The organism is Rhizobium sp. NZLR8 (assembly GCF_019685025.1).
Lineage (GTDB): Bacteria > Pseudomonadota > Alphaproteobacteria > Rhizobiales > Rhizobiaceae > Rhizobium.
Genome location: NZ_JABDVY010000005.1, coordinates 1 through 22475, shown reverse-complemented (window position 1 = coordinate 22475; position 22475 = coordinate 1). Strand labels below are relative to the sequence as shown.

Sequence of the window (22475 nt, the reverse complement as noted above, 5' to 3'; positions counted from 1 at the left end):
CGCGCTTAGTTTAACGGCACCGAGCCTGAGCAAAGGGAATTAGCCATGGAAATGTTCGGAGTTCATAACCCGGCAACAGAGCTGGCAACGGTTGGATTGGGCGGCGCAGCCAGCGTTCGCTACAACTTTTCTGCCGCCGCGCTCTATGAAGAAGCGATCCGCCGGGGCGAAGCCGAACTGACTGCTCAGGGTGCGCTGCGGGCTATCACCGGCCAGCACACCGGCCGTTCGCCGCGCGACAAGTTCGTCGTTCGCGACAGCAATACCGACAGCGAAATCTGGTGGGACAACAATAAGCCGATCTCGCCGGAACATTTCGCCCTGCTGCGCGAGGATATGCTGGCGCACGCCGCGGGTAGGGACCTGTTCGTCCAGGATCTCGTCGGCGGCGCCGAGGAAGGCCATGCTCTGCCGACAAGGGTCGTCACCGAGTTTGCCTGGCATTCGCTGTTCATCCGCAATCTGCTGATCCGCCCCGATGCCGCAGCGCTGCCCAGCTTCGCGCCGAAACTGACGATCATCGATCTGCCGAGCTTCAAGGCCGATCCGGCCCGCCACGGCTGCCGTTCGGAAACGGTGATTGCCTGCGACCTGACCAACGGTCTCGTTCTGATCGGCGGTACCTCCTATGCCGGCGAAATGAAGAAATCGGTCTTCACCGTGCTCAACTACCTGCTGCCGGCCAAGGGCGTGATGCCGATGCACTGCTCGGCCAATGTCGGTCCGAACGGTGACGCCGCGGTGTTCTTCGGCCTTTCCGGCACTGGCAAGACGACGCTTTCGGCCGATCCGGCCCGCACATTGATCGGTGATGACGAACACGGCTGGAGTGAAAACGGCATCTTCAACTTCGAAGGCGGCTGCTACGCCAAAACCATCCGTCTGTCGGCCGAGGCCGAGCCGGAAATCTATGCGACGACGCAGCGCTTCGGCACCGTGCTCGAAAACGTCGTTCTGAACGAAGGCCGCGAGCCGGATTTCAATGACGGCTCGCTGACCGAGAACACCCGTTGCGCCTATCCGATGGATTTCATCCCGAACGCCTCGGAAACCGGCCGGGCCGGGCATCCGAAGACGATCATCATGCTGACCGCCGATGCCTTCGGCGTCATGCCGCCGATCGCTCGCTTGACGCCTGATCAGGCGATGTATCACTTCCTCTCCGGCTATACCGCCAAGGTGGCTGGCACCGAAAAGGGTGTGGTTGAGCCGGAAGCGACCTTCTCCACCTGCTTTGGCGCCCCGTTCATGCCGCGGCATCCGGCCGAATATGGCAATCTGCTCAAGGAGCTGATCGGCCGCCATGGCGTCCAGTGCTGGCTGGTCAATACCGGCTGGACCGGCGGCGCTTACGGCACTGGCAAGCGCATGCCGATCAAGGCGACGCGTGCCCTTCTCGCTGCGGCTCTCACCGGCGAACTCGGCCGGGTGGAGTTCCGTGCGGATACCAACTTCGGCTTCGCTGTGCCGGTCTCCGTCAACGGCGTCGACGGCAGCATTCTCGATCCGCGCTCGACCTGGACCGACAAATCGGCCTATGACGTGCAGGCCGAAAAGCTGGTCTCGATGTTCATCGCCAACTTCGCCAAGTTCGAGGGTCACGTCGACGGCGGCGTCCGCGATGCGGCCCCCGGCGTAAAGGTCGCCGCCGAATAAGAACAACAAAATTCTCTGACTCACGTGAAACCCGGTATCGCAGGATCGCCGGGTTTTCTTTGATTGCAGCCGATATTTTCAATTCGCCGCCGATGTGAGATAGAACGCCGCATGGCCAGCGACGCACTTTATATCGACGACAGAATCACCATCGCCGGATGGGAGCTGACGGAACAGTTCGTTCTGGCGGGCGGTCCCGGCGGGCAAAATGTCAACAAGGTCTCGACCGCGGTCCAGCTGTTTTTCAATATCCCGAATTCGCCGTCCCTCAATGATCGTGTCAAAACCAATGCGGTCAAGCTTGCCGGCCGCCGCCTTTCGAAGGAAGGCGTGCTGATGATCGAGGCGAGCCGGTTTCGCAGCCAGGACCGCAACCGCGAGGATGCGCGCGACCGGCTGAAGGAATTGTTACTGGAGGCCGCCAAGCCGCCGCCGCCACCACGCAAGAAGACCAGGCCGACCAAGGGTTCGGTCGAGCGCCGCCTGAAGGAAAAATCCGGCCGTTCTGAAGTCAAGAAAATGCGTGGCCGCCCTGGCGGCAGCGGAGGCGAATGACATGCCGGAGCTCTTGAGCGGCATTCGCCATCTCCCCGGCTACCTCAACCGGGCGCGTCAGGAGGCATTGGTCGAGGTAATCCGCACTATTGTCACTGAGGCGCCGCTTTATGTGCCCGTCATGCCCGGCACCGGCAAGCCGATGTCGGTGCGCATGACCAATTGCGGGCCGCTCGGCTGGGTGACCGACAAGGAGCGCGGCTATCGCTATCAGCCGACGCATCCGGCAACCGGCAGGCGCTGGCCTGACATGCCGCGGGAATTGCTTGATATCTGGAATGATGTTGCCGGCTACGACAAACCGCCCGAAGCCTGTCTGGTGAATTTTTACGCCGACGACGCGCGCATGGGCCTGCATCAGGATAAGGACGAGAGGGATCTGCAGGCGCCGGTTGTCTCGATCTCGCTCGGCAACAGCTGCCTCTTCCGCGTCGGCGGCCTCAACCGCAACGATCCTACGCTATCCTTCAAGCTTTCGAGCGGCGATCTGGTCGTTCTGGGCGGCGAGGGGAGACTTTGTTTCCACGGCGTCGACCGCATTCATCCGGCGACCTCGACGCTCTTGAAGAATGGCGGGCGCATCAATCTGACGTTACGCCGCGTCAATCCCCCGAACTGACAATCAGCATAGGATCGCCTGCTATAGTTTCCGCAGCGCGACCTGCTCGATCAGATGATCCTTGCCCTTTTTCAGGATGAGATCGGCACGCGGCCGCGTCGGCAGGATGTTCTGCCGCAGGTTTTTCAGGTTGATATTCGCCCACAGATCCCCGGCGATTTCGAGCGCTTCCGCGTCGCTGATCGAGGCGTAGCGATGGAAATAGGAGTTCGGATCGCGGAAGGCGGTCTCGCGCAGCCGCATGAAACGTGCGACGTACCAGTTGTGGATCTGGTCTTCCGCGGCATCGATATAGATCGAGAAGTCGAAGAAGTCGGAGACCATCGGCACGATCTTGCCACCGGCCGGCAGGTCGCGCGATTGCAACACGTTGATGCCCTCGAAGATCAGGATGTCGGGCCGGTCGACAATTTTGTATTCGTCCGGCAGCACGTCGTAGACAAGGTGCGAATAGCTAGGCGCCTTCACATCCGGCTGTCCGGCCTTGATCGCCGAGAGAAAGCGCAGGATCGCCGCCGTGTCGTAACTCTCCGGAAAACCCTTGCGCTGCATCAGCTTTTTCCGCTGCAGCACGGCGTTCGGATGGAGGAAGCCGTCGGTAGTAACGAGATCGACTTTGGGGCTGGAAGGCCAGCGCCCCAGGAGCTCCTTGAGGATACGGGCCGTGGTCGATTTTCCCACGGCGACCGAGCCGGCGATGCCGATGACAAAGGGCGTCTTTGTCACATCGGACAGGCTGAGGAAGCGGTTGCGCTGTTCGAACAGCATCTGCGAAGATTCGACATGCGCCGACAGCAGCCGCGACAGCGACAGATAGATCCGCCGGACCTCGTCGAGATCGATCGGATCGCCCATCGAACGCAGCCGTTTGACCTCGTCGCTGGTCAGCGTCAGCGGCGTATCGGCGCGGAATTTCGCCCATTGTTCGGAAGAGAAGAAGTGGTAGGGCGAATAGGAGTCCGACTGGAAATGATCCAACGTTTCCGGCACCCCGATGATCTCAGTCGCGATACTCATGAACTCTGCCGGCCGGCCTTTTCCTTGAGGCCGGACTGCGCGGTTCGGCGCTCGAGTTCGGCCATGACATTCTCTAACGGTATTTCAGCAATCTTCAATACGACCAATAGGTGATAGAGCACATCGGCGGCTTCATAGGTCAGATTATCGCGGTCGCCGGTCACCGCCGCCATCACGGCTTCGATCGCCTCCTCGCCGAGCTTCTTTGCCGCTTTCGGCTGACCGGCGGCCACGAGCTTCGCTGTCCAGGATTGCTCTGGCGAGGCTTTCGACCGTTCTGCGACGATGCTTTCGAGATCGGAAAGAGAAAATCCGCTCATAGGTCCGCTTTCAAGGTTCAGTCCAGACGCATGTCGATGCCGCACTTCGACATATAGTGTTTCGCCTCGCCGACGGTATAGGTACCGAAGTGGAAGATCGAGGCGGCGAGCACCGCGTTGGCATGGCCTTCCTTCACCCCTGCGACGAGATCGTCGAGGTCGCCGACGCCGCCCGACGCGATGACCGGCACACGCACCGCATCGGCGATCGCCCGCGTCAGTTCCAGATCGTAGCCGACCTTGGTGCCGTCGCGGTCCATCGAGGTGACCAGCAGCTCGCCGGCGCCGCGCTCTACCATCTTCTGGGCGAATTCGACGGCGTCGAGGCCCGTCGCGTTGCGGCCGCCATGCGTATAGATCTCCCAGGCGCTGAGATTGTCGCCGCCGACCGCCCGTGTGCGCCTGCGCTTGGCGTCGATCGAAACGACGATGCATTGGTCGCCGAACTTGTCGGCCGCTTCAGCGACGAAGTCGGGATTGCTGACCGCCGCCGAATTGATCGAGACCTTGTCGGCGCCGCACAGCAAGAGCTTGCGGATATCAGCGATGGTGCGCACCCCGCCGCCGACTGTCAGCGGCATGAAGCATTGGTCGGCTGTGCGCGACACGACATCGAAGATCGTCTCGCGATTGTCCGAGGACGCAGTGATGTCGAGAAAGCAAAGTTCATCGGCGCCGGCCGCATCATAGGCCTTCGCCGCTTCGACCGGATCGCCGGCATCAACGAGATTGAGAAAGTTGACGCCCTTGACGACGCGGCCGTCCTTGACGTCGAGGCAGGGAATGACACGGGCTTTAAGGGTCATTTACGCGGTCTCCTTTGCCCTGTTCACCCGGATCAGCGCCAGGGCTTCCTTGGGATCGATGCGGCCGTCATAAAGCGCCCGGCCGGAAATCGCCCCCTCGAGCTTGTGCGCATCGGGCTGCAACATACGTCTGACATCATCGAGAGAGGCAAGGCCGCCGGAGGCGATGACGGGAATGGAGACGGCGTCGGCAAGTTTCAGCGTCGAGGTCCAGTTGATGCCGGCAAGGATGCCGTCTCGGTCGATATCGGTGTAGATGATCGCGGCGACGCCGGCGCCCTCGAATTTCCTGGCGAGCTCGATGATCCCGAGTTCGGAAGCCTCCGCCCAGCCCTCGACGGCGACCTTGCCGCCCTTGGCATCGATGCCGACGGCGACATGGCCCGGGAATTTCCGGCAGGCCTCGATGACCAGATCAGGATTTCTGACCGCGACGGTGCCGAGAATGACGCGCCGCAGCCCGCGCGACAGCCACGCTTCGATATGATCGAGGGTGCGGATGCCGCCGCCGAGCTGCACCGGATTTTTCGTCGCCTTCAGGATCGCCTCGACGGCGTCGCCATTGGCCGAATGCCCCGCAAAGGCGCCGTCGAGATCGACCACGTGCAACCATTCGAACCCCTGGTCTTCGAAGGATCTCGCCTGGGCGGCCGGATCGGTGTTGTAGACCGTCGCCTGCTGCATGTCGCCGAGCTTCAGGCGGACGCATTGGCCGCCCTTCAGGTCGATCGCGGGAAAAAGGATCATGTCGTCTTACGTCCGTAGAGTGGTCGGTACCATCAGCGCATTCCACGCATCTACGATATCCGAGTGGAAAAAGACAGCGGCAAAGGTGGCCGCGCCGAAAAGCAGAAGCAGCAGCAGGGCGACGACAAAGCCGGCACGGACCTGGCGCCAGAAGCCGAGGCGCCGCTTCATCGATTTTTCGATGTCACGCATCTTTCGCAGCGCATCATTGTTGACGGCGGCCAGCCGGATCTCCGGTTCCATCGCCTCCACATAGGTTTCGGCATAGCTCGAAAGGATCTGCGAGGCCCGGTCGCGCAGCGTATTGCGCAAGTCGGTCGAGAGATAATTGCTGGTGACGGCGGCAAGCTCGGCTTCATTGGGCGAACGGCCGGCGTTGCGCTTGCGATGGCTGACAACGAAATCACGCTTCTGTCGCTCGTAGAGGGCGTAGGCTAGCAAGCCGATCAGATCGTCCTCGCCTTCGATATAGAATTCCAGCACGGCCTCTGCGACGTCGCCGGCGTTGATCCCGTTGGCGCGCAGCTGCGAATTTTCGTTGCCGGCAAGGAATTCGTGGGTCATCGGTCCAGCCTTTCTTTCAGCGCCTTGGTCGCATTGAAAAGCGCCTTCCTGTGGAGGGCCTCATCGACACGGCGAATGATCGTGCCGCCCGGAAGCTTGATATCAGAAAAGGCAGGCAGGCCCTCTCTGGAAGGCCGCAACGTGTAGATTACCTTGCCTGATTTCCGCGACGCCGGCATCGAGCGCACTCCTGTCCCGCCGTTTCCTTAAAGGGGAAATAAGGCGGAGGTATCACGGATTCCAGCGCAGGAAATTCGTGATCAGCGCCAGCCCGAGCTTCTGGCTCTTTTCAGGGTGAAACTGGGCGCCCACCATGTTGTCGCGCCCGACGACGGCGGTCATTGCACCACCATAGTCAACGGTCGCGATGACGTCGTCGTCGTTTTCGGCGGCAAGCTGGTAGGAGTGCACGAAATAGGCATGCAGTCCCTCCGGGCCGGTCGCGATACCATCAAAGAGGGGATGGTCGCGCTTCAGGTCGAGCGTGTTCCAGCCGATCTGCGGGATCTTCAGTTGAGGATCATCAGGCGTCATCCCGACGACGTCGCCGGCAATCCAGTTAAAACCATGCGTCACGGTCTTCTCGAGGCCGCGCGAGGACATCAGCTGCATGCCGACGCAGATGCCGAGGAACGGCCGTGCCCTCTTCTCGACAGCCTCGATCAACACCTCGGCCATTCCAGGCACCGCATCGAGGCCGCGCCGGCAATCGGCATAAGCGCCGACACCGGGAAGCACGATACGATCGGCCGCGGCAACATCCTCTGCCCTATCGGTGAGATCGATATGCGCATCGATGCCTGCCTCGCGGGCGGCCCGCTCGAAAGCCTTGGTCGCCGAGCGAAGGTTACCGGAGCCGTAGTCGATAATCGCGACGCGCATCGTCAGCGTCCTCCATCAAAACCAAAGAGGCCAAGCGATGTGGCATGGCCAGGCGGGCGGTTCGGCCGGGTCTTGTTGTCCCAGTCCGGTGCCGCGGCGTCATCGCTATTCGCGATGGCCGGCCTGTCCGAAAAATAGACCTGCTCGGCAATGCCGATCGTATCGGCTGCTATGAGTGCGTCTTCGTTCCAGCCTTTGGCGGCGAGGGTGCGGATACGCAAATTCTGGCCCTCGAGCCCGACCAGCACATTCACACCTAGCATGATGGCCGCTCCCGCCAGCCCGAGATCCGGCTCTTCCATCAGCGCACCACCGAGGCCCTGCAGCAGAAAGGCCGCGGCCGCAGGCAGCCAAAGCCGATGGGCCAGCAGCCACAGCCAGGGAAAGAGAAAGCCGAGCAGCGTGAAGCCGTCGCGGATGGTTCGCGTCTCGTTGACCGCGGCGCTCGTGCTGCCGGGTGGTGTCAGGAAAATATAGCTTGATGTCATTGTCGCCGCTCCCTTGAAGGGCTCAGACGAGCGTGCCCTTGGTCGAGGGAACACGGCCCGCCTGTCTCGGATCGATCTCTGTCGCCGTGCGCAATGCGCGGGCAACGGCCTTGAAGCATGTCTCGGCAATATGGTGGTTGTTGGCGCCATAATGATTGAGAATATGCAAGGTGATGCCGGCATTCTGGGCAAGCGCCTGGAAGAATTCGCGAACGAGTTCGGTGTCGAACGTGCCGATCTTCGGCGCGCTGAACGCAACGTTCCAGACGAGGAACGGCCGGCCGGAAAGATCGACCGCGGCCTTGGTCATCGTCTCGTCCATGGCGAGATCGATCGAAGCGTAGCGCGTGATGCCGCGCCTGTCGCCGAGCGCCTTGGAGATCGCCTGGCCGATGGCGATGCCGGTATCCTCGACCGTGTGGTGGTCGTCGATATGCAGGTCGCCCTTGGCCTCGATCTCCATATCGATGAGGGAATGCCGCGACAACTGGTCGAGCATATGGTCGAAGAAGCCGACGCCGGTCGAAATCTTCGATTTGCCGGTGCCGTCGAGATTGACGGAGACGGAAATCGAGGTTTCGTTGGTCTTGCGGGAAACGCTGCCCGTACGGCTTGCTGCGGTCTCGGCCATATGGCCCTCCATCGGAATAAGGCCGTTCCTTATCAGGCGCATCGGCAAATATCCAGAAGCCGGGCAAGAGAAAAGCCGGCCCATTTGCAAACGGCGCCGGCCCTCTTACATAGGGCTCAACAGGGCCAATGTGTGGTCTCGCGTAAACGCCCGCGTCGTGGGCAGACAGGTGTTTGATGACAACGATCATTACAGTTCGAAAAGGCGGCAAGGTGGTGATGGCCGGCGACGGCCAGGTGAGCCTCGGCCAGACCGTCATGAAGGGCAATGCCCGCAAGGTGCGCCGCATCGGCAAGGGTGAAGTCGTCGCCGGTTTCGCCGGCGCCACTGCCGATGCCTTTACCCTGCTCGAAAGGCTTGAAAAGAAGCTGGAGCAATATCCCGGTCAGCTGATGCGTGCCGCCGTCGAGCTTGCCAAAGACTGGCGCACCGACAAATACCTGCGTAATCTCGAAGCCATGATGCTCGTCGCCGACAAGTCGATCACGCTGGCGATCACCGGCAATGGCGACGTGCTCGAGCCCGAGCATGGCACGACGGCGATCGGCTCGGGCGGCAATTTTGCCTTAGCCGCCGCCCGCGCGCTGATGGATACCGACAAATCGGCCGAAGAGATCGCGCGCCGCGCTCTCGAAATCGCCGCCGACATCTGCGTCTACACCAACCACAATATCGTGGTCGAATCGCTGGATGTCGAAGGCTGAACCTCGGGCCTTGCGGCCGCTGCGGCGGCGAGCAAAGACGAATTACGGCCGGGTGCTGATGGCCCCGGACCGCCAGGAGAATGACACGCAATGACGACTTTTTCCCCCCGCGAGATCGTTTCCGAACTCGACCGCTACATTATCGGCCAGCATGACGCCAAACGCGCCGTCGCGATTGCGCTTCGCAACCGCTGGCGTCGCCAGCAGTTGGACCCCAGCCTTCGCGACGAAGTCATGCCGAAGAACATCCTGATGATCGGCCCGACCGGTGTCGGCAAGACCGAGATCTCCCGCCGCCTGGCAAAACTCGCCGGCGCGCCCTTCATCAAGGTGGAAGCCACCAAATTCACCGAAGTCGGTTATGTCGGCCGCGATGTCGAGCAGATCATCCGCGATCTTGTCGAGGTCGGTATCGGCCTGGTGCGCGAGAAGAAGCGGACCGAGGTCCAGGCCAAGGCCCACGTCAGCGCCGAGGAGCGTGTTCTCGATGCGCTGGTCGGCACCACCGCCTCGCCCGCCACCCGCGAAAACTTCCGCAAGAAGCTGAGGGATGGCGAACTCGACGACAAGGAAATCGATATCGAGGTGGCCGATGCCGGTTCCGGCATGGGTGGCTTCGAAATACCCGGCATGCCGGGCGCCAATATCGGCGTGCTCAACCTGTCGGAAATGTTCGGCAAAGCCATGGGCGGACGCACCAAGAAGGTCCGCACCACGGTCAAGGCCTCCTACAGCGACCTGATCCGCGACGAATCCGACAAGCTGATCGACAATGAGGTGATCCAGCGCGAGGCCGTTCGCTCCACCGAGAATGACGGTATCGTCTTCCTCGACGAAATCGACAAGATCGCCGCCCGTGACGGCGGCATGGGCGCCGGCGTTTCGCGCGAAGGCGTTCAGCGCGACCTCTTGCCGCTCGTCGAAGGCACGACGGTCTCGACCAAATATGGGCCGGTGAAGACGGATCATATCCTCTTCATCGCCTCCGGCGCCTTCCATGTCTCCAAACCCTCGGATCTTTTGCCGGAACTGCAGGGTCGCTTGCCGATCCGTGTCGAATTGCGTCCTTTGAACAAGGAGGATTTCCGCCGAATCTTGACCGAGACGGAAGCAAGCCTCATCCGCCAGTATCGTGCGCTGATGGAAACCGAAAGCCTGAGCCTCGAATTCACTGATGACGCGATCGATGCGCTTGCCGATGTCGCCGTGCATCTGAACTCCTCCGTCGAAAACATCGGCGCCCGCCGTCTGCAGACGGTGATGGAGCGGGTGCTGGACGAGATCTCCTACAACGCGCCGGACCGGGGCGGAACGGCCGTGACGATCGATGCCGCCTATGTGCGCGAACATGTCGGCGATCTCGCGCAGAATACCGATCTCTCGCGCTTCATTCTGTGATATCGGCGCACCGGTCCATGTCTTTCCCGATGTGAATGCCGGATTGTGACGAACTCCACTCTCGACAGCGGGCCTTTTACTTTTTAGTGAAGGCCCGTTTGTTTTCCGCTGCGGCTTTATTCGGCCAAGATTCTGGTCCAGTCAGCCGCATCGCAAACAGGACGATGGAACCGGACGGGATAGCGGATCGTGCGACGCCTTTTGACAAGCCTTTTGATTGCCGTTGCCCTGGTGAATTCGGCGCCCGCCTTCGCAATGCAGACGGTGCCGGCCGGCAACCGCCATGCCGAGCAGCCGGATATTCCGGGCGCGTCCGTCAGGCGCACCAAGGGAACCAAGAGCAGCTTCGATCTGAAGTATGAAAAGGTCCACGAGCTCCTGGCCACCGATCGCGAGCTGATGGGCAAGATCCGCAAGGTCTCCAGCGCTTACGGCATCAATCCCATCCATGTCGTCGGCGCGATCGTTGGCGAACACACTTATAATGTCGACGCCTACGACCGGCTGCAGTCCTATTATGTCAAGGCTGCTTCTTACGCTGGAGAAAGCTTCCGCTTCGCTTATGACGGCGAAAACATCGACGACTTCGTGGTGCGGCCGCAATTTGCCGAGTGCAAAGGCAAGAGCGATTCCTACACGCTGTGGTCCTGCCGCGAAGATGTCTGGGAAAGTGATTTTCGCGGCAAGACCGTGGGTGGCAAGAGCTTTCCCGACAACCGCTTCAGCGCGGTCTTCTTCCAGCCCTTCTACGCCGGTCAGACCTTCGGCCTCGGCCAGGTCAATCCGTTGACGGCGCTGATGCTCTCCGATCTCGTGGCCCGTGTCTCCGGTTATCCGAAGCTGAAGGAGAAGAATGCCGGCGCCGTCTACAAGTCCATCATGGATCCCGATATCTCGCTCGCCTTTGTCGCCGCCTCGATCCGCCGGTCGATCGACGATTACAAGGAGATCGCCGGCATGGACATCTCGGGCAATCCCGGCCTGACCGCGACGCTTTATAATGTCGGCAACTCGCGCCAGCGCGCCGCAGCCCTTGCCGCGAAAAACCGCTCCGCCGGCGCGACCGTCTGGCCGGAGGAGAATTATTACGGCTGGCTGATCAACGACAAGCTGGACGAACTCAAGGGCCTGCTCTAGCTTCACGCCTGACGGGAAGCGTAGATTTTCCCCGAAAGGCTTTTCCGATGGACATGCGTCCGGACCCCTTCGTTCCGCCGGCACCGCTGCCGCGCACCGTACCGCCGAGCCGGCTGGAAATCATCCGCGTCATCCTGCGCAACCCGCTCGAACTCTGGGGCGAGCCGTCTTACACGCTGCCCTGGATCCACACCAATTTCTTTGGCCAGAGGACGCTGATCGTCAATGATCCCGGCCTGATCAAGCATGTGCTGGTCGACAATGCCAATAATTACCGCATGTCGGATGTGCGCCAGCTCGTCCTGCGTCCGATCCTACGCGACGGTCTTCTGACCGCCGAAGGTCCCGTCTGGAAAAGATCACGCAAGGCGGTGGCGCCGGTTTTCACGCCCCGCCATGCCCAAGGCTTCGCCGGGCAGATGTTGCGCCAGTCTGAAGACTATGCCGGCAAATATGAGAGCGCAGGCGAGGCGGGAGCGATTTTCGATATCAGCACCGACATGACCGAGCTGACCTTCGCGATTCTCGCTGACACGTTATTCTCCGGTGAAATCGTCACCTCAAGCGGCAATTTCGCCGATGATGTCAATGATCTCCTGAATCGCATGGGCCGCGTCGATCCGATGGATCTGATGCGCGCCCCGTCCTGGGTTCCACGTGTGACACGCATCGGCGGTCAGAAAGTGCTGGAGAAATTCCGCGCCATTGTGCGCAACACGATGGATACGCGACTGGCAAAGATGAAGGCCAATCGCGCCACCGCGCCCGAAGATTTCCTGACCCTGCTCTTGGAGCAGGCCGGCCCTGACGGGCTGACGAAAGAAGAAATCGAAGACAATATTCTGACGTTTATCGGCGCGGGGCATGAGACCACAGCGCGGGCATTGGCCTGGACGCTGTATTGCGTATCGAACAGCCCGCACATCCGTGAGGCGATGGAAGTAGAAATCGACGCAGTGCTCGCCACTGGCGCCGAACCGGTGGAATGGCTGGATCTAATGCCGCTGACGCGCGCCGCCTTCGAGGAGGCTTTACGCCTCTATCCGCCGGCACCATCCATCAATCGCGCCGCCATAGCGGCTGATTCCTGGACAAGCCCTAAGGGCGAGCGGGTCGAGATCGATGCCGATGTCACGTTGCTGATCATGCCCTGGACGTTGCATCGCCACGAACTCTATTGGGACAGGCCGCGCGCCTATATGCCGGAACGCTTCCTGCCGGAAAATCGCGGCTCCATCGGCCGCTTCCAGTTCCTGCCTTTCGGCGCCGGTCCGCGTGTCTGTATCGGCGCAACCTTTGCGCTTCAGGAGGCGGTGATTGCCCTTGCTGTTCTGATGCATCGCTATCGCTTCGATTCCACCGCTCAGACCAATCCCTGGCCGGTGCAGAAATTAACGACGCAGCCGCAGAATGGGCTTCCGATGTGCGTAACGCCGCGCATAATTTCCACAAAAGCATAAATCTTTCGAATTATTGCCGAATTGACTGTGAATGAAAGCCGGGCAAAGTGGCAGCATTCAAAGTCGTGCCAAGGAGAATGCCGCATGAACCGCATTGATAAGAACGGTCTTGCCGTCGAAGCCGTCCTTCATGATTTCCTCGTCAAGGAGGTGCTGCCAGGGCTAGCGGTCGACGCGGACAAGTTCTTTGCCGATTTTTCGGCGATCGTCCATGATCTCGCCCCTAGGAATCGTGCGCTGCTGGCAAAACGCGACGACCTGCAGGTTAAGATCGACGACTGGTATCGCCGGCATGGCTCGCCTGCGGATATGGACGAATACCAGTCCTTCCTCCGCGAAATCGGCTATCTCTTGCCTGAGGGATCGGACTTCCAAGTGTCGACCGATAACGTCGATCCTGAGATCGCCTCGATTGCAGGCCCGCAGCTGGTCGTTCCCGTCATGAACGCCCGTTATGCGCTCAACGCCGCCAATGCCCGCTGGGGCTCGCTCTATGATGCGCTCTATGGCACGGACGCCATTCCCGAGACCGACGGCGCTGAAAAGGGCAAGGGTTACAATCCGAAGCGCGGCGAGAAGGTCATCGCCTGGGTGCGAGATTTTCTCGATATGTCTGTGCCGCTGCAGGATAGCAGCTGGAAGGATGTCGGCAGTTTCGCCGTCAAGGACGGAGCGCTCGCGATCAGATCGATCGATGGCGAGCAGGCAATGCTGAGGGATGACGGGCATTTTGCCGGCTATCGCGGCGATGCCGCCGCACCGACGCATATTCTCCTGAAGAACAACGGCATCCATATCGAGATCGTCATCGATGTGACGACGGCGATCGGCAAGACCGATCCGGCTCATATCTCCGATGTCTGGCTGGAATCGGCGATTACGACAATTATGGACTGCGAGGATTCGATCGCTGCCGTCGACGCCGAGGACAAGGTCGTCGTCTACAGCAACTGGCTCGGCCTGATGAGGGGCGATCTCCAGGAAGAGGTGGTAAAGGGCGGAACGAGCTTCATCCGCAAGCTCAATCCGGATGTGCAATATACCGGCCCGGACGGCGCTTCGTTCGAGGTGCATCGCCGCTCGCTGATGCTGGTGCGCAATGTCGGCCACCTGATGACCAATCCGGCGATCCTCGACCGCGACGGCCTCGAAGTACCGGAAGGCATCATGGATGCCGTCATCACCGGGCTGATCTCGCTTTACGACATCGGCCCGGCCGGCCGCAGGAAGAATTCCCGCACCGGCTCGATGTATGTGGTCAAGCCGAAAATGCATGGGCCGGAAGAGGTGGCCTTCGCCGACGAGATCTTCTCGCGGGTCGAAGACGCGCTTGGCCTGCCGCGCTACACCATCAAGATGGGCATCATGGATGAGGAGCGCCGCACGACGATCAATCTCAAGGAATGCATCCGTGCTGCCCGCGAGCGCGTCGTCTTCATCAATACCGGCTTCCTCGATCGCACCGGCGACGAGATCCACACCTCGATGGAAGCCGGCCCGATGATTCGCAAGGGCGACATGCGCCAGGCGGCCTGGATCGCCGCCTATGAAAACTGGAACGTCGACATCGGGCTCGAATGCGGTCTTGCCGGCCATGCGCAGATCGGCAAGGGCATGTGGGCGATGCCGGATCTGATGGCGGCGATGCTGGAGCAGAAGATCGCCCATCCGAAGGCCGGCGCCAACACCGCCTGGGTCCCGTCGCCGACGGCCGCCACCCTGCATGCCACCCATTATCACCGGGTGAATGTCGCCAGGGTTCAGCAGGGGCTGAAGGACCGTGCGCGCGCCAAGCTCTCCGACATTCTCTCCGTGCCGGTTGCGGTGCGGCCGAACTGGACGCCGGAGGAAATCCAGCGCGAACTCGACAACAATGCCCAGGGCATCCTCGGCTACGTCGTGCGCTGGGTCGATCAGGGCGTTGGTTGCTCGAAGGTGCCAGACATCAACAATGTCGGCCTGATGGAGGATCGTGCGACATTGCGCATCTCGGCCCAGCACATGGCGAACTGGCTGCACCACAAGGTCGTCACCGAGGCTCAGATCGCCGAAACGATGCAGCGCATGGCCGCTGTCGTCGACCGGCAGAACGAGCAAGACCCCGCTTATCGGCCGATGGCCGGCAATTTCGACGGCTCGATCGCCTTTCAGGCCGCCCTCGATCTCGTCCTGAAGGGCAGGGAGCAGCCGAACGGCTATACCGAGCCGGTGCTTCACCGCCGCCGCCTTGAACTCAAGGCGAAGCAAGAAGGGTGAGAGCATAGGTGAGAATATGAAAAGGCCGCCGGAACGACAGCCCGGCGGCCTTTTTTATACCGAATTCAGTATCTAGCTTACTGGATAACGACGACCTTGGACGTGCCCTTGCCGGGACGGACGCGGCTATAGAGGTCAATGACGTCCTGGTTCATCAGGCGAATGCAGCCCGAGGAAGCGGCAGTGCCGATCGAAGCCCATTCCGGTGTGCCGTGCAGGCGGAACAGCGTGTCCTTGCCGTCATCGTTGAAGAGATACATGGCGCGTGCGCCGAGCGGATTGCTGAGACCCGGGCCCATGCCGTCTTCGACATACTTGGCGACGTCAGGACGGCGAACGGCCATTTCCTTCGGCGGGTGCCAGGTCGGCCATTCCTGCTTCCAGGCGACGTAGGCGGTGCCGGCCCATGCGAAGCCCTGCTTGCCGACGCCGATGCCGTAGCGCATCGCCTTGCCGTTGGCCAGGATGTAATAGAGGAAGCGCTCGCGAGTGTTGACGATGATCGTACCGGGGCGCTCGGTGGTCTGGTAGCTGACGACCTGGCGGCGGAACTGCGGCTTGACCCGGTCGATCGGGATCGCCGGCAGAGAGTATCCGGAATCCTTCGTCACGCCATAGGCGTCATTGAAGATCTGGGCTGTCTGTACCGTCGGGCCTGCGCCCTTGTCGTCGACGGATGCGCTGTCTGATGTCGAGGAGCAACCGGCCAGTGCCAGCGTCGTCAGCAGGCCAAATACCGGGAATGCATTGCGGATGCGCATAGATGACTCTTGAAGTTTTGGGGCAAGGAGAACAGTCTTTCGACCATCGTTGATTATGGTTTATTTTCGATTAACTTGCGCTTTGCAAGGCTACTGCTGCGCGACAAATCCATCTGCGGCGCAAATTAGAAGCGCATGGTTTTTTTGCAACAACACGCCAGCCCCTGCTAGGGTTATCCATGACGATTTTGAGCGTTTACAATAACAATCCGTTAATCGATGGCCGGCAATCGGACAGAGCCATGATGGTGCGGCGCGGAACGCAGATTTTGCTGCATGAAATGCGCCATGCCGTGCTGCCCGAACTGCCGCTCGCCAGCGGCCGCCGTGCCGATTTGATCACTGTTTCGGAAAAGGGCGAGGTCTGGATTATAGAAATCAAGACGTCGATCGAGGATTTCAGGGTGGATCGCAAATGGCCGGAATACAGGCTGCATTGCGACCGGTTGTTCTTCGCGACTCACGAAGGTGTGCCGCTCGACATCTTTCCCGAGGAGTGCGGGCTTTTCCTGTCGGACGGTTATGGCGCTCATATGATTCGCGAGGCGCCGGAACATCGTTTGGCCCCGGCCACGCGAAAATCCGTCACGCTCAATTTCTCACGTGCCGCCGCGCAGAGGCTGATGATGGCCGAATGGGCCAACGGAAAGCCGTATACCGTCGATGATGTTTGACGGATGTCTCGTCTATTTCGGCGCCCGTTTGGCAAGGATACGCTGCAGTGTGCGCCGGTGCATGTTGAGTCGGCGCGCGGTTTCCGACACGTTGCGCTCGCACATTTCATAGACCCGCTGGATGTGCTCCCAGCGCACCCGGTCGGCCGACATCGGGTTCTCGGGAAGGTCGGCCTTTTCGCCCGGCCGCTGCGTCAACGCTGAAAAGACGTCGTCGGCATCCGCTGGCTTTGCCAGGTAATCGACGGCGCCGAGTTTTACGGCGGTGACCGCGGTTGCGATATTGCCATAGCCGGTCAGCACGATGATCCTGGTGTCGTCGCGCCGCTGGCGGATAGCTTCGATGACGTCGAGCCCATTGCCGTCGCCGAGCCGAAGGTCGACCACCGCATATTTCGGCGGCCTGCCTCTCGATTTCGCAACGCCCTCCGCCACTGATTCGGCCGTCTCCACCTGAAAACCGCGCGTCTCCATCGCCCGGGCCAGCCGGCGCAGGAACGGCCCGTCGTCGTCGACGATCAGCAGGCTAGCGTCAGGACCGATATGGTCTTCATCTGCCGCGGCGAAATTTTCGTGATTTTGTTCTGTCATCGTCTTGGTCCTGGCGCTTGAACGCCCGATCTGCGTCAACCGTTTATATCCTACTTATGCCGACAAAGTCATTTTGTCGAATTTGCGTCGATCAGCATGCGCGGCCATTCGATTCGGATACGCGCGCCCGCACTTTCCGGGTCGCGATTCTCGAAAATCAGCGATGCCCCCGAGCGCTCCAGCAGCGTCTTGGCGATGAAAAGCCCAAGGCCGAGCCCTCCCGCCGTATCCTCTTTCTGCCGCTTGGTCATGTAAGGCTCGCCGATCCGCGTCAGAATATCGGGAGCGTAGCCGTTGCCGTCATCCTCGATGACGATCAGCACTTTGTCGTGATCATGCTCGACGGTGACGATCACTTTCTCCCGCGCATAATCGACGGCGTTTTCGATCAGGTTGCCGAGCCCGTACATGATGCCGGCATTGCGGTCGGTCACCGGTTCGTCCTTGCGCGGGCTCTTTTCGATCAGCTCCAAGATGATGCCGAATTCCCGGTGTGGCGCGACGACCTCCTCGATCATCGAGGAAAGCGGCAGGCGGCGCATATGCGCTTCGCCTTCGGAGGAAAGCGTCGTCAGCCGCCGCAGGATGTCACGGCAGCGTTCGCTCTGGCTGCGCAGCAGCATCACGTCCTCGCGGAAACGATCGTCGTCCTTGAGCTCCCGCTCCATTTCCTTGGCGACGACGCTGATCGTCGCAAGCGGCGTGCCGAGCTCGTGGGCAGCGGCGGCCGCCAATCCATCGAGCTGTGAAAGGTGTTTTTCCCGCTGCAGCACCAGTTCGGTTGCAGCCAGCGCATCGGCAAGCTGGCTCGCTTCCAGCGAGACACGGTAGGCATAGAAGGCGGCGAAGGCCATCGTCGAGGCGATCGAGCACCAGACCCCGAACTGCATGACGTTATGGACGTTGATCTCGACACCGTCGAACCAGGGCAGCGGAAAAGGCGAAAAGGCAAGCATCGTGATGCACACCATCGCGAAGCCGATCAGCGCCGTGCTGTAACGGATCGGCTGCGAGGCAAACGAAATGATGACGGGCACGCAGACGAGGGCTGCGAAAGGGTTGGCAAGGCCGCCGGTGATGAAGAGCAGCGCGCAGAGCTGCAGAAGATCGAAGCCGAGCAGCGCAAAGGCGGCCGGCGGTCCCAGCCGGTGGGTCGGCGGATAGCGGATCGTCAGGTAGAAATTCACCCAGGCAAGGGCAGCGATCAGCGAAGAGCTGGCAATCAGCGGTAAGGAAAATTTCAACCAGAAGGCCACGATGAACACCGTCAGCGCCTGGCCGCAAACGGCAAGCCAGCGCAGCCGCACCAGCGTCTGCAGGCGCAGCCTGCGGCTGCTGTACCGGTCCTCCAGTGTAAGGCTTTGTGTGTTGTCAATCATGCCAGGCGTGTCGATCATGCCGGGGGCTCCTTGGATGGCCCTCATGTACCACGCGGTTTTGCCCGTGTCGTCGGCAACGCGTCTTCCGGCCGCTCTGGCCAGGAATGCCGGGGATAACGTCCGCGCATATCGGCACGCACGTCTCTCCACGTGCCGGCCCAGAAGCCCGGCAGGTCGCGGGTCGTCTGGATCGGCCGATGCGCCGGCGAGGTCAGTTCGAGCAGCAGCGGCAGACGGCCGCCGGCAATGGCCGGGTGCTGCTTCAGCCCGAACAGCTCCTGCACGCGGATCGTCAACACCGGCTCCTCGCCCTCATATTGGATCGGATGTCTTTGGCCGGTCGGCGCTTCGAAATGCGTCGGCGCAAGTCGGTTAAGGTCGCGTTGCACCTCGTGCGGCACCAACGACAGCAGCCCGTTCGACAGCCCGGCGGCGGAAATCTCGGAAAGGCCGCGGGCCTCTGTCTGAAAGGGGCCGAACCAATCATCCAGCCGCGAAAGCAGGGCATCGTCGCTGACGTCGGGCCAGGGCTCGCCGATCGTCCTGTGAAGGAATCCGATCCGCTCGCGAAGTTGCACGGCCTCCTTCGAGAAGGCGAGATGATCGAGCCCCAGCTCGCGCACGCCCTCCACCAGTGCCTGGGTGACCGCGGCCCCGGAAGGCCGCGGCAAGGGCGTCTCTTCGAAGACGATCGCACCGAGCCGGGTTGCCCGCCGCGCTCGTATCTGCCGGCTTTGCCGGTCGAAAAAGATCTGATCGCCGGTTTTGATTTCGCCGGGCAGCTCGGCGTCGATATCGCCGCGCGTTACCTCGGCTGCCGCCAATACTCGCGCCCGCGCCGCCCGCCCGGCGAGATCGGCGATAACCAGCATCTGGCTGCCGGCCAGCCTCTCGGTTTCCGGCAGCTCCGCGCCGCGCCCGTTCGCCATCACGAATCGGCCGCGCCCGCCGCGCTGAAGCGCGATCCGATCCGAGAACGCATGCAGCAAGAGCTGGCCCGCAAGTGCCGGCGCCGTTGCGGTAACGGTGTCGAGGCCGCTCGCCAGCCGCGCCGCCAGCCGCCGCGAGGCCTCCACTCTTTCGCCACGCTCGGCCTTGAAGCGTCGCAGCCGCTCCTCGATATCGATGTTCGTTCCGCCGAGCCCCTGTTCGGTGAGAAGCACGGCGATCATTGCCGCATCGCGGGCGTGCCCTGATTCGCCTGCAGAAATGACCATGGCGGCAAGCCGCGGCGGCAAAGCGAGATCACGCATCACCTTGCCGCGTACTGTCAGCGCCCCACCCTTGTCGAGCGCGCCGAGCTGGCCAAGCAGCACCCGCGCTTCCCTGAGCGTCGTCTCCGGCGGCTGGTCGACAAAGGCAAGCGACGCCGGATCCTGAACGCCCCAATGGGCGAGATCGAGCACCAGTCCGGAAAGGTCGCTGGAAAGGATCTGCGGCGGCGTGAAGGCCGGCAGGGCCGCGGTCTGTCCCTGGTGCCACAGCCTGACGGCGATACCCGGTTCCGTTCGGCCGGCGCGGCCCGCCCGCTGATCGGCGGAAGCCCGCGACACGCGCACCGTCTCCAACCGGGTGATCCCGGTCGGTGCTTCGAACACTGGCAGACGCTGCAGCCCGCTGTCGATCACGATCCTGACGCCATCGATGGTGATGGAGGTTTCGGCGATCGACGTCGCAAGCACGATCTTGCGTGTTCCCGTGGATGCCGGTCGGATTGCCGCATCCTGCTCCTTCTGGCTGAGATTGCCATAGAGCGGCGCAATCAGTGTCTCGGCTCCGAATCGTCCCTGCAGCCGTTCCACCGTTCGGGTGATTTCCGCCTGGCCGGGCAGGAAAGCGAGGATCGAGCCGGTCTGATCGGCATGGGCATCGAGTATCGCCCGCGTGACCGCATCCTCGATGCGCTCGCCGCCCGGCCGATCCTGGTAGCGGATATCGATCGGAAAGCTGCGCCCCAGGCTTTCGATGACAGGCGGATGGTCGAGCAGGGCCGCCACACGTTCGACGTCAAGGGTCGCCGACATCACCAAGATACGCAAATCCTCGCGCAGGGCCGATTGGACGTCGAGCGCCAGCGCCAGTCCGAAATCGGCATCCAGCGAACGCTCGTGGAATTCGTCGAAGATGACGACAGAGACACCGGCCAATTCCGGATCGTCGAGGATCATCCGGGCAAAAACCCCCTCGGTCACGACCTCGATCCGTGTCGCTGCCGATATCCTGTTGTCGAGGCGCATGCGGTAGCCGACCGTGCTGCCAACCTGCTCGCCGAGCAATGACGCCATCCGGCTTGCCGCCGCCCGCGCCGCCAGCCGCCGGGGCTCCAGCAGGATGATCTTGCCGTCGCCGCGCCAGGCCTGGTCAAGCAGGTAAAGCGGCACCAGCGTCGTCTTGCCGGCGCCGGGCGGCGCGGAAAGGACGGCGCGTCCCTCATTGGCCAACGCCGCGCCGACGGCCGGCAGAACATGTGAAACCGGAAGTTCCGGCAATGATGCACTGATCGTCACTTTCGGCCCGTCACTGTCTCATAGGCAAGAATCGCTCCGGCGAGATCTTCCAAAGCGGCGCCGACCGATTTGAACAACGTGATTTCCTCACCATGGCTTCGCCCGCCATGGGCACCGCTGACCAGTTCCGCAAGCTCTGCTCTGATGTCGCTTTCCCTAAGCACGCCGCTTTTCAGCGGCTGGACGATATCGCCTGCCTCGCTGACGGCGCCGGCGCGGGTATCGACATAGACCGAAGCACGGCGGATGGCCTCGTCGTCGCTTTCGCGCATATTTGGCTTGAAGGCACCGACGAGATCGAGATGGGCGCCGGGCTTCAACCATTCGCCCGATATCAACGGCTCGCTGGAAAGCGTGGCGCAGGAAATGATATCGGCGGTTCGCGCCGCGGCTTCAACATCTGCAACCGCCTCGACATCCAGCCCCAGCGCCCGCCCTTCGGCGGCGATCGTTTCCGCGGCATGCCGGTTGCGACCCCAGACGCGGTACTTCTTGATCGGCCGGGTCGTGCCGTGAGCAAGTATCAGGTTGAGCGACAGTCGACCGGTCCCGCAGACGAGCATCTCCTCCGCATCGGCACGGGCGAGATAACGGGCCGCCAGCGCCGATGCTGCCGCCGTCCGCCGCGCAGTCAGTTCGCCACCGTCGATCGCAGACAGCATCTCGCCGGTAGCGCCGGAGGAAAGAAGATAGGTTCCGAAGATCGCCGGCAGGCCGCGCCGCATGTTGCCAGGAAAGACCGAGACGGTCTTCACCCCGGCATAATGTCCGGGAAGCCAGGCCGGCATCAGAAGCAGTGTAGCGCTCTCTTCACCCGGCACCTCCATCTCATGGTGGTGGCGCACCGGCATCACGCATTCGCTCTGGAACATGCGGGCAATCGCCTCGATCAGTTCCGGCCAGGGCAGGGCCGCGCGCGTCTGTTCTTCATCGAGGACAAGCATTCTTCACTCCGCCGGATAGTCTATCGCCGCCAAATTAGCGACTGAGGCGCGTTATAGGCAAGCACCTGGAATTCAACATCAGGCTTCCCATATCAACCTTGTCTCCCTCGCCGAAGCCGTTCTTCAGGATTTGGCGAAAACGAATCTCAAAAACCACCCATTGGGGCGGCGGATTTCGTCTATTTTTGCGACTGTCGCTAAAAGCCCTTCATTTTCAGCCTGTTACAAAATTGTCAAAAAACTTTCGGCATGGCTGTTGACTGTTTGGGAGGGTTAGTTCTATAAGCCCACTCACTGAACGAGGGCGGCGGCGCTGCTGGCGACGAAGTCTTTCGTTCTAAAGAAACTCAAGCGGATTGGCGATTGCTGGTTTGTGTTC

Annotated in this window: 23 protein-coding genes; 9 read left to right on the top strand and 14 right to left on the bottom strand. The window is 61.5% G+C overall.

The window, feature by feature from the left end; all coding sequences use genetic code 11:
* Nucleotides 1-45 precede the first annotated feature (45 nt).
* The 3 genes from HJB89_RS13190 to HJB89_RS13180 all read left to right on the top strand — a co-directional run bounded on the left by HJB89_RS13190 (nt 46) and on the right by HJB89_RS13180 (nt 2830).
* Nucleotides 46-1656: a phosphoenolpyruvate carboxykinase gene (locus tag HJB89_RS13190; RefSeq protein WP_221131578.1), complete on the top strand. Its 1611-nt coding sequence runs from the start codon at nt 46-48 to the stop codon at nt 1654-1656.
* Nucleotides 1657-1767: 111 nt separating this feature from the next.
* Nucleotides 1768-2211 (top strand): alternative ribosome rescue aminoacyl-tRNA hydrolase ArfB, encoded by a 444-nt coding sequence (gene arfB / locus HJB89_RS13185; RefSeq protein WP_207582347.1) that lies wholly within the window; start codon nt 1768-1770, stop codon nt 2209-2211.
* Between the two features lies 1 nt (nt 2212).
* Complete coding sequence (locus HJB89_RS13180) at nt 2213-2830, top strand: alpha-ketoglutarate-dependent dioxygenase AlkB (protein ID WP_221141345.1); 618 nt, start codon at nt 2213-2215, stop codon at nt 2828-2830.
* Nucleotides 2831-2851: 21 nt separating this feature from the next.
* On the opposite strand, the gene coaA is transcribed toward HJB89_RS13180, so the two are convergent.
* Genes coaA through hisB form a run of 9 tightly spaced genes read right to left on the bottom strand, consistent with a single transcriptional unit; the run spans nt 2852 to nt 8285 of the window.
* A complete protein-coding gene (gene coaA, locus HJB89_RS13175; RefSeq protein WP_207582349.1) occupies nt 2852-3847 on the bottom strand; it encodes a type I pantothenate kinase in 996 nt (331 codons plus the stop codon).
* On the bottom strand, nt 3844-4167 hold the full coding sequence (locus tag HJB89_RS13170; protein ID WP_003571373.1) for a phosphoribosyl-ATP diphosphatase: 324 nt from the start codon (nt 4165-4167) through the stop codon (nt 3844-3846). Before HJB89_RS13170 ends, coaA begins: the two co-directional genes overlap by 4 nt.
* Nucleotides 4168-4184: 17 nt before the next feature.
* Nucleotides 4185-4973: an imidazole glycerol phosphate synthase subunit HisF gene (gene hisF / locus HJB89_RS13165; protein WP_207582350.1), complete on the bottom strand. Its 789-nt coding sequence runs from the start codon at nt 4971-4973 to the stop codon at nt 4185-4187.
* A complete protein-coding gene (gene hisA, locus HJB89_RS13160) occupies nt 4974-5720 on the bottom strand; it encodes a 1-(5-phosphoribosyl)-5-[(5-phosphoribosylamino)methylideneamino]imidazole-4-carboxamide isomerase (RefSeq protein ID WP_221131576.1) in 747 nt (248 codons plus the stop codon).
* Between the two features lie 6 nt (nt 5721-5726).
* Nucleotides 5727-6284 (bottom strand): hypothetical protein, encoded by a 558-nt coding sequence (locus HJB89_RS13155; RefSeq protein WP_221131575.1) that lies wholly within the window; start codon nt 6282-6284, stop codon nt 5727-5729.
* The gene (locus tag HJB89_RS13150; RefSeq protein WP_221131574.1) at nt 6281-6463 is read right to left on the bottom strand and encodes a hypothetical protein; all 183 of its coding nucleotides are present in this window, start codon (nt 6461-6463) and stop codon (nt 6281-6283) included. The genes HJB89_RS13155 and HJB89_RS13150 overlap by 4 nt, the downstream gene beginning before the upstream one ends.
* Before the next feature lie 52 nt (nt 6464-6515).
* Nucleotides 6516-7166 carry an imidazole glycerol phosphate synthase subunit HisH gene (hisH, locus tag HJB89_RS13145; RefSeq protein WP_221141341.1) on the bottom strand — a complete coding sequence of 217 codons (651 nt, stop codon included), beginning with the start codon at nt 7164-7166 and terminating at the stop codon, nt 6516-6518.
* 2 nt (nt 7167-7168) lie between these two features.
* Complete coding sequence (locus tag HJB89_RS13140; protein ID WP_221150030.1) at nt 7169-7654, bottom strand: DUF2628 domain-containing protein; 486 nt, start codon at nt 7652-7654, stop codon at nt 7169-7171.
* A gap of 22 nt (nt 7655-7676) precedes the next feature.
* The gene (gene hisB / locus HJB89_RS13135; RefSeq protein WP_003583306.1) at nt 7677-8285 is read right to left on the bottom strand and encodes an imidazoleglycerol-phosphate dehydratase HisB; all 609 of its coding nucleotides are present in this window, start codon (nt 8283-8285) and stop codon (nt 7677-7679) included.
* 176 nt (nt 8286-8461) lie between these two features.
* Here hisB and hslV point away from each other — a divergent pair, with 176 nt between their 5' ends.
* The 5 genes from hslV (at nt 8462) to HJB89_RS13110 (ending at nt 15240) form a co-directional block, all read left to right on the top strand.
* Nucleotides 8462-8989 carry an ATP-dependent protease subunit HslV gene (gene hslV, locus HJB89_RS13130; protein ID WP_164015464.1) on the top strand — a complete coding sequence of 176 codons (528 nt, stop codon included), beginning with the start codon at nt 8462-8464 and terminating at the stop codon, nt 8987-8989.
* 90 nt (nt 8990-9079) lie between these two features.
* Nucleotides 9080-10387 carry an ATP-dependent protease ATPase subunit HslU gene (gene hslU / locus HJB89_RS13125; protein WP_007632042.1) on the top strand — a complete coding sequence of 436 codons (1308 nt, stop codon included), beginning with the start codon at nt 9080-9082 and terminating at the stop codon, nt 10385-10387.
* Nucleotides 10388-10576: 189 nt separating this feature from the next.
* A complete protein-coding gene (locus HJB89_RS13120; protein ID WP_221150027.1) occupies nt 10577-11524 on the top strand; it encodes a DUF1402 family protein in 948 nt (315 codons plus the stop codon).
* 47 nt (nt 11525-11571) lie between these two features.
* Nucleotides 11572-12984, top strand: coding sequence for a cytochrome P450 (locus tag HJB89_RS13115; RefSeq protein WP_221115373.1), 1413 nt, complete (start codon nt 11572-11574; stop codon nt 12982-12984).
* Nucleotides 12985-13068: 84 nt separating this feature from the next.
* Nucleotides 13069-15240 carry a malate synthase G gene (locus HJB89_RS13110; protein ID WP_221131571.1) on the top strand — a complete coding sequence of 724 codons (2172 nt, stop codon included), beginning with the start codon at nt 13069-13071 and terminating at the stop codon, nt 15238-15240.
* 77 nt (nt 15241-15317) lie between these two features.
* On the opposite strand, the gene HJB89_RS13105 is transcribed toward HJB89_RS13110, so the two are convergent.
* Entirely contained in the window at nt 15318-16001 is a 684-nt protein-coding gene (locus HJB89_RS13105) for a L,D-transpeptidase (protein ID WP_207582358.1), read from the bottom strand.
* A 179-nt stretch (nt 16002-16180) separates the two neighbouring features.
* Between HJB89_RS13105 and HJB89_RS13100 the strand changes: the two genes are divergently transcribed.
* Entirely contained in the window at nt 16181-16675 is a 495-nt protein-coding gene (locus HJB89_RS13100; protein ID WP_207582359.1) for an MmcB family DNA repair protein, read from the top strand.
* A 12-nt stretch (nt 16676-16687) separates the two neighbouring features.
* Here HJB89_RS13100 and HJB89_RS13095 read toward each other — a convergent pair whose 3' ends face one another.
* The 4 genes from HJB89_RS13095 to HJB89_RS13080 form a co-directional block, all read right to left on the bottom strand.
* Entirely contained in the window at nt 16688-17266 is a 579-nt protein-coding gene (locus tag HJB89_RS13095) for an ActR/PrrA/RegA family redox response regulator transcription factor (protein ID WP_207582360.1), read from the bottom strand.
* Between the two features lie 68 nt (nt 17267-17334).
* Nucleotides 17335-18663 (bottom strand): ActS/PrrB/RegB family redox-sensitive histidine kinase, encoded by a 1329-nt coding sequence (locus HJB89_RS13090; RefSeq protein WP_221150025.1) that lies wholly within the window; start codon nt 18661-18663, stop codon nt 17335-17337.
* 23 nt (nt 18664-18686) lie between these two features.
* Nucleotides 18687-21152, bottom strand: a complete 2466-nt coding sequence (gene hrpB, locus HJB89_RS13085) for an ATP-dependent helicase HrpB (protein WP_221150023.1) — start codon at nt 21150-21152, stop codon at nt 18687-18689.
* Nucleotides 21149-22096 carry an ornithine cyclodeaminase family protein gene (locus HJB89_RS13080; protein WP_207582363.1) on the bottom strand — a complete coding sequence of 316 codons (948 nt, stop codon included), beginning with the start codon at nt 22094-22096 and terminating at the stop codon, nt 21149-21151. The genes hrpB and HJB89_RS13080 overlap by 4 nt, the downstream gene beginning before the upstream one ends.
* Nucleotides 22097-22475 lie beyond the last annotated feature (379 nt).

Coding starts and splice junctions, on each gene's coding strand:
- hisF (WP_207582350.1), bottom strand. CDS start 4,973: ATGACCCTTAAAGCCCGTGTCATTCCCTGCCTCGACGTCAAGGACGGC.
- HJB89_RS13090 (WP_221150025.1), bottom strand. CDS start 18,663: ATGATCGACACGCCTGGCATGATTGACAACACACAAAGCCTTACACTG.
- HJB89_RS13140 (WP_221150030.1), bottom strand. CDS start 7,654: ATGACATCAAGCTATATTTTCCTGACACCACCCGGCAGCACGAGCGCC.
- HJB89_RS13115 (WP_221115373.1), top strand. CDS start 11,572: ATGGACATGCGTCCGGACCCCTTCGTTCCGCCGGCACCGCTGCCGCGC.
- coaA (WP_207582349.1), bottom strand. CDS start 3,847: ATGAGTATCGCGACTGAGATCATCGGGGTGCCGGAAACGTTGGATCAT.
- HJB89_RS13155 (WP_221131575.1), bottom strand. CDS start 6,284: ATGACCCACGAATTCCTTGCCGGCAACGAAAATTCGCAGCTGCGCGCC.
- HJB89_RS13095 (WP_207582360.1), bottom strand. CDS start 17,266: ATGACAGAACAAAATCACGAAAATTTCGCCGCGGCAGATGAAGACCAT.
- hisH (WP_221141341.1), bottom strand. CDS start 7,166: ATGCGCGTCGCGATTATCGACTACGGCTCCGGTAACCTTCGCTCGGCG.
- hisB (WP_003583306.1), bottom strand. CDS start 8,285: ATGGCCGAGACCGCAGCAAGCCGTACGGGCAGCGTTTCCCGCAAGACC.
- hslU (WP_007632042.1), top strand. CDS start 9,080: ATGACGACTTTTTCCCCCCGCGAGATCGTTTCCGAACTCGACCGCTAC.
- HJB89_RS13170 (WP_003571373.1), bottom strand. CDS start 4,167: ATGAGCGGATTTTCTCTTTCCGATCTCGAAAGCATCGTCGCAGAACGG.
- hslV (WP_164015464.1), top strand. CDS start 8,462: ATGACAACGATCATTACAGTTCGAAAAGGCGGCAAGGTGGTGATGGCC.
- HJB89_RS13110 (WP_221131571.1), top strand. CDS start 13,069: ATGAACCGCATTGATAAGAACGGTCTTGCCGTCGAAGCCGTCCTTCAT.
- HJB89_RS13105 (WP_207582358.1), bottom strand. CDS start 16,001: ATGCGCATCCGCAATGCATTCCCGGTATTTGGCCTGCTGACGACGCTG.
- HJB89_RS13180 (WP_221141345.1), top strand. CDS start 2,213: ATGCCGGAGCTCTTGAGCGGCATTCGCCATCTCCCCGGCTACCTCAAC.
- hisA (WP_221131576.1), bottom strand. CDS start 5,720: ATGATCCTTTTTCCCGCGATCGACCTGAAGGGCGGCCAATGCGTCCGC.
- HJB89_RS13100 (WP_207582359.1), top strand. CDS start 16,181: ATGACGATTTTGAGCGTTTACAATAACAATCCGTTAATCGATGGCCGG.
- HJB89_RS13190 (WP_221131578.1), top strand. CDS start 46: ATGGAAATGTTCGGAGTTCATAACCCGGCAACAGAGCTGGCAACGGTT.
- arfB (WP_207582347.1), top strand. CDS start 1,768: ATGGCCAGCGACGCACTTTATATCGACGACAGAATCACCATCGCCGGA.
- HJB89_RS13150 (WP_221131574.1), bottom strand. CDS start 6,463: ATGCCGGCGTCGCGGAAATCAGGCAAGGTAATCTACACGTTGCGGCCT.
- HJB89_RS13080 (WP_207582363.1), bottom strand. CDS start 22,096: ATGCTTGTCCTCGATGAAGAACAGACGCGCGCGGCCCTGCCCTGGCCG.